Origin of the sequence: Paenibacillus forsythiae T98 (assembly GCF_000520735.1) — a bacterium.
Taxonomy (GTDB): domain Bacteria; phylum Bacillota; class Bacilli; order Paenibacillales; family Paenibacillaceae; genus Paenibacillus_AQ; species Paenibacillus_AQ forsythiae.
The window spans coordinates 1-4,968 of the sequence record NZ_ASSC01000197.1; the positions used below are offsets into that span (position 1 = coordinate 1).

Here is a 4,968-nt window from a genome sequence, read left to right on the forward strand (position 1 = left end):
TGCGGCCATCGCTTCAAGGACGGCCAGCGGCATCCCCTCGCTGATGCTGGACAGCAGGATGATGTCGAGCATTTTCAGGTATTCGCGCACATTGACCTCGCCTGTGAAGACGATATCCTGCACCTGCAGCGTTTGCGCCAGCTCAAGGCATTCCCGGTAATACTCTTCATTTTCTTCCCAGGGCCCCAGAATATACAGCTCCGATTCCGGCAGTTCCCGTTTCACGAGCGCAAAGCTTTGGATCATCGTTTTGATATCCTTGATCGGTACGATGCGGACGATGGCGCCGAGCCGCAGGGGACCGCCTTCCGGGGGAGCACCCGCGACTTCCGCATAATCGGAGACGTTGACGCCGTTCGGGATAATGCTGATTTTCCGCTCGTCGCAGCCGATTTCAATTTCAATGTCGCGGTTGCGGCCGAACAGGGTAATGACCTGGTCGGTCATGGTATAAGCCGCTTCGGAGAGCCGGTAGAAATATTGAATCCACAAATCCTTGAAATAGCCCTGCACCCAGTCCGCCTTGATAATCTCTTCTTCTCTCTCCCGGGAGTAGATTCCGTGCTCGGTAAGGAGAAACGGCTTGCCGTACAGATGCTTGGCGAGCGCGCCGATGACTCCGGCGTAACCGGTCGACACACTATGATACAGGTCCGCTCTCGGAATATCCTCGCGGATCGTCAGCAGCAGCGGCAGCATCATGGACCGGACGGTCCAGTACATTTCGGTGAACGGCACATGCTCATAATCTTCCTGGCAGCGCCTCGATAAGACCCGGAAAAATTCCCGGCTCATCAGAAACTGAACCGCTGAGGCGACCCGTCCCGAACGGAGCAAATCGAACAGGCCGGGCCAGTCCACCGCTGTGCCGCCTCCCAGCAGGGAGCCGAGCGCCTCATGCTCGGCGGGAGTGAGCCGGAGGCGGTCCCTGCGCGGCTTCGCCTCGTTCAGATAGCTGTTCAGGAAGATCTCTTTCACTTCAACGATATTTGCAGGCAGCCGATACTTGAAGGCCCCCCGCTGCTTCTCTTCGGCTCCGATAGCCAGAATAACAAACTCGTGCTCCGGCAGGCTGGTCACCAGAGAATGAATCCAGCTGGAGACGCCGCCGGTGATATAGGGGTAGGAGCCCTCCGCTATTATACATATTTTCATGAGCTCATGCCTCGCTTAATTGAATTGTGAAATCGGCTTTCAAGGCGGTAATCAGAAAGATGCCGTCGCCGATTCTTTCTGCGGAGCAGCCCGACAGGCTCCCGACTTTTTTGCGAGTCCGCAAGATAAAGTAAGACTCACCCTCAAAAGGCTCTACCGAACCTTTTATGGAGCCGTTATCCTGCTGCACATTGACTCTGCTTGTCAGCGTATTCTTCATATCGACGGCCGCCTCCATCGAGGTCTGGGCGCGCAGCCACGGGTAGCGCTCGTTCAATCCGGACATCATCCCGGAATAGGTTTTGTACATGCCCTCCCAGTTCATGTTCTTATTCCGCTCGGCGTCAAGAACATCATCGGGATGGACGAAGTGGGAGAAGATCCCGTTGGCCGTCAGCACGCTTGCCGCCGTCCATCGTTCGAACGGAGTGGATTCATAACCGGATGTGACCCGCGGCATCTCCATGATCCCGTCCTTCGCCAGCTCAAACTCCTGCACATACGATAATCCGGTTGCATCATCCGGATAAAGAGAGGCGATGACGGATAAATTCTTCCAGCCGGCTTTGAGGGCTTCGCGTCCTTCCGGGCTGAGCACGTTGGACGGAGGCACGTACGAGAACAGAGTATATTCGGGAAAGCCTTGTTTGGCGTAACTTACAGACTCCTGAACCGACTGCGTCATGTCGTTAATGCTGTTCCAGGGTTTATAGCCGAACTCGGCGCTGATCTCTGGGTCCATCGTAAGCGATTGATGATTGTAGCCGTGCAGGCCGATTTCACCGCCGCTTTTAATAATTTCCCTGCCGTAGCCGATCAGCCCGTTGGGGTCGGAGTCGGACGGAGAGTCAAAGGGAGGTGTGACGCGGTCCTGGTAAGACTCAATCAGCACTGCGGTATACTTTATATTGTTTCGCTTGGCAATTTTCAGCATGTCCGGCCACCATATTTCCTTGAAGAAGCCCTGCCGGTTCATTCTGTACGTCTGGTAGATCGCTTCATCAATCGAGTTGCCGTATGGCGCCGGCCAGTCATCGATATATACGACCTTTGAATTGAAGACGGGATAGATGAAGTCCGGGACCATCATGGATACCGCCCCGGCGATCAGCCCGCGGTTAATCTTCTCCTGAAGCATCGTGCCGTTAAACACCATAATAGACCCTTTTCCGCTTGGGACGCTCCAAATGAGCGGCGTGCCCGCCGATGTCGCCGCATGCACGGTGACGGAAGAATCCAGCTCCACCTCCATCACCGTGTTCATAATAAAGCTGTCATCGATATGCAGCCCGGATTCTCCGATCAGCACCTCGTCCCGCAGTTGCACTCCGGCCTCATCCTTGTAATTTCCGGCGTTCAGGATGCCCATCTTCCGGTAAAATTGGTAAAAGGAATCGTTTTGCTCCGGCATGGAGGTGAAAAATAGATGCCCTCCCTGTTCCACATAGCTGGCCAGTACACCCGGAGCGCCGGCGGAAGAAAGGTCCCTGACCGTCAATAAGACTGCCGCGCAGCCTGAAGGCTCCAGCTTTTTTTTGCTCAGATCCGTTATGACCGCTTCCTTCTTCATATATCCCAGAGTGCGGCTGGCCTGCATATTGACCTTGGCGCTGAATTCGTCATTGCCGTCATAGGCGAGACAAAATGCGGGGCCGGACTGAGGGGGGATAGAGGACGCCGAGGCGGCATCGACCTTCCATTTCTCTGTCAAATCCTCGTTATGCTGGCTGCGGCTGAATTGCTGGAAATATTGGGTTTGTGTCAAGTACATGACAAATGCCAGCAGGATGATAAAGATGATGATGCTGTAAATGCGGGTGTTCAGTTTCATAGGTTGCTTCATTAGATTTCGATCAGGCTCCTTCCGACCAGAAGCGGACTAGTTTCAGAGCGTCGTTTGACAGACGAACGGGTGATTGCTTAAGCGCCTGAAGAGCCTGGTTGAACCTTTGCGGCGATCTCAGGGCGAAATAGAGGTTCATCTGTGCCAGATAGGATTCCTCGCGATGCGGAAACCGCTCCATCATCAAGACGGCCGCCTGCTCTGCGGATATGTAGTTCCCGAGCTCCAGCTCAATTTTCACCTTCTGTTCATGCGCTTCAAACGAGCCAGGATCTGCATCCATCCAGTGCCGCAGCACTTCCGCAAGGGAATGCTTGAGCTGCAGCAGCGTGCTTCCGTCCAGAAATCCGCTTCGCATGTAATTTTGCAGCACTCCGGCATAGGAGGCGAGGAAATGGGCATCATCGCGGCTGGTCTCATAGCGGACGGAAAATTCCTGCAGGGAATGGTTCAGCTTCCGCTTGATCTCCACAACCGCGCTGACGGCATAGTGGGAAGTTTCGGTATCCTCATTGCTGACAGCCATGCGCAGAACTTCCAGATATTCGGTCGCATCCTGCTTGAGCAGATTTATCATTGTCCGGCGGCGCGAGGTTAAATCGTTGACCAGCAGCGCTTCTTCGAGCGGAACAATGTTCAGTTCCTTTTCGGCTTCGGACAAGTGTGAAACCTTGAATGGATCGACTTGCTCATCCTGGCGGAGGTACGTTTCCAGCGTTTGAATGCGCCCGGATTCATCGAAGCGTCGCCGCTGCCGCCAAAATAATGGAAGCAGAAAGCCTATAAGCGGGAAAGCCGCCGCGAAGGCCAGCCTTACTGCCGCTTCCGGCATTGACCGGCGAAAGCGGAGGAAGAAATAACAGGCGGAGGCCGCGATATACAGCAGATACAGGAGCTTATACATAGAAGGATTCCACTCCTTCATGCAGACGGACCCCTTTTTCCGCTAGACGGTCCATCACAAATTGGGCATCCTTCTGGTTGGAATTGCTAAGCAGGATCAGCAGTTCTCCATCTTCGCCAAGGCCCAGATAATCGGTCTCGCGCAGGGAGGTGTGGATACGCTCGGCCAAGTCGGCGGACGCATTCCGGATTCCGGTGGAGAGCAGCACATAATCGACGCCGAACCGCTCGCTGGCGGCCTGCTTGCTGGCCAGGATGCTTCTGAAAGCCTCTGTCCGCAGAATCCGGCCATCCCCCCCGTCAATATACCTGCGGCCACCCGAGGCTTCAATATAGGCATGGGCGCGTGACAGCGAGGAGGATATAAGGTCGACAACCGTCTTGAACAGGTTCTGATAGTATTGGGTGAAACGGCTGAACTCGACGGTATGAACGGCTACGACGGCTACAACCTCTCCGCTGCTGATAACCGGCGCGGCAAGCAGGGGCAGCCCGGGCAGCAGCTCCTTATTGACATAAAGGCGTTGGCCCTGCAGCAAGGATAGAATATGGGGATGCTCATCCACCTTCAAGGAACGGGCGCTCGCCAGGGAAGCTCCGGAGGAGTGGGCGGCCAGCCGCAAATATTGCTTGGATTTGTTGACGGTATAAATGCTGACCTGATCGGTTCGCATAATTTTCTCGACTACGCCGACGGCCTCCAGGAAGATCCTTTCCGGTTCCAGGCTTTCCAGCTCCCTGGTCACCGCGTTGATTTTGCCGAAGCTGTCCTCGGTCGTCCGGATTTGCTGCTGGAGCTGGTCTTTGACCGAGCGGGTATCTTCATACACCTCATACAGAAATGTGTATTTTTCATCAGCCTGAACCAGCTTTCGCTCGGCGCGGTTCAGCTTGTGGATGCGGTGCTCGACGCTGTAGCCGACGACAAGGCCAACGAACAGATAGAGCGCCATTTGGAAAAACAAGGTCGTATCATAGAGCAAGGAAAGCAGGTCGCGGCCGTTATCCAGCTTCTCCTGAACGAACAGGATAACGGACAGCATCACGGCCAGCATGGACTGGCGGCT

Annotated in this window: 4 protein-coding genes; all 4 read right to left on the reverse strand. The window is 54.9% G+C overall.

Annotation, left to right across the window (positions count from 1 at the left end; all coding sequences use genetic code 11):
* Window positions 1–1,155: GT4 family glycosyltransferase PelF (pelF, locus tag L692_RS0107110; RefSeq protein ID WP_025698455.1), on the reverse strand; the 1,155-nt coding region annotated here is incomplete at its 3' end.
* Window positions 1,156–1,159: 4 nt separating this feature from the next.
* A complete protein-coding gene (locus L692_RS0107115; RefSeq protein WP_025698457.1) occupies window positions 1,160–2,998 on the reverse strand; it encodes a DUF2194 domain-containing protein in 1,839 nt (612 codons plus the stop codon).
* 10 nt (window positions 2,999–3,008) lie between these two features.
* Window positions 3,009–3,902, reverse strand: a complete 894-nt coding sequence (locus L692_RS0107120; protein WP_025698459.1) for a hypothetical protein — start codon at window positions 3,900–3,902, stop codon at window positions 3,009–3,011.
* Window positions 3,895–4,968 (reverse strand): GAF domain-containing protein (locus tag L692_RS0107125; RefSeq protein ID WP_156940329.1); only part of this gene is annotated, 1,074 nt, incomplete at its 5' end. The genes L692_RS0107120 and L692_RS0107125, both read right to left, overlap by 8 nt.

Excerpts from the sequence above, each read along its gene's own strand:
- L692_RS0107115 (WP_025698457.1), bottom strand. The coding sequence starts at position 2,998 with ATGAAGCAACCTATGAAACTGAACACCCGCATTTACAGCATCATCATC.
- L692_RS0107120 (WP_025698459.1), bottom strand. The coding sequence starts at position 3,902 with ATGTATAAGCTCCTGTATCTGCTGTATATCGCGGCCTCCGCCTGTTAT.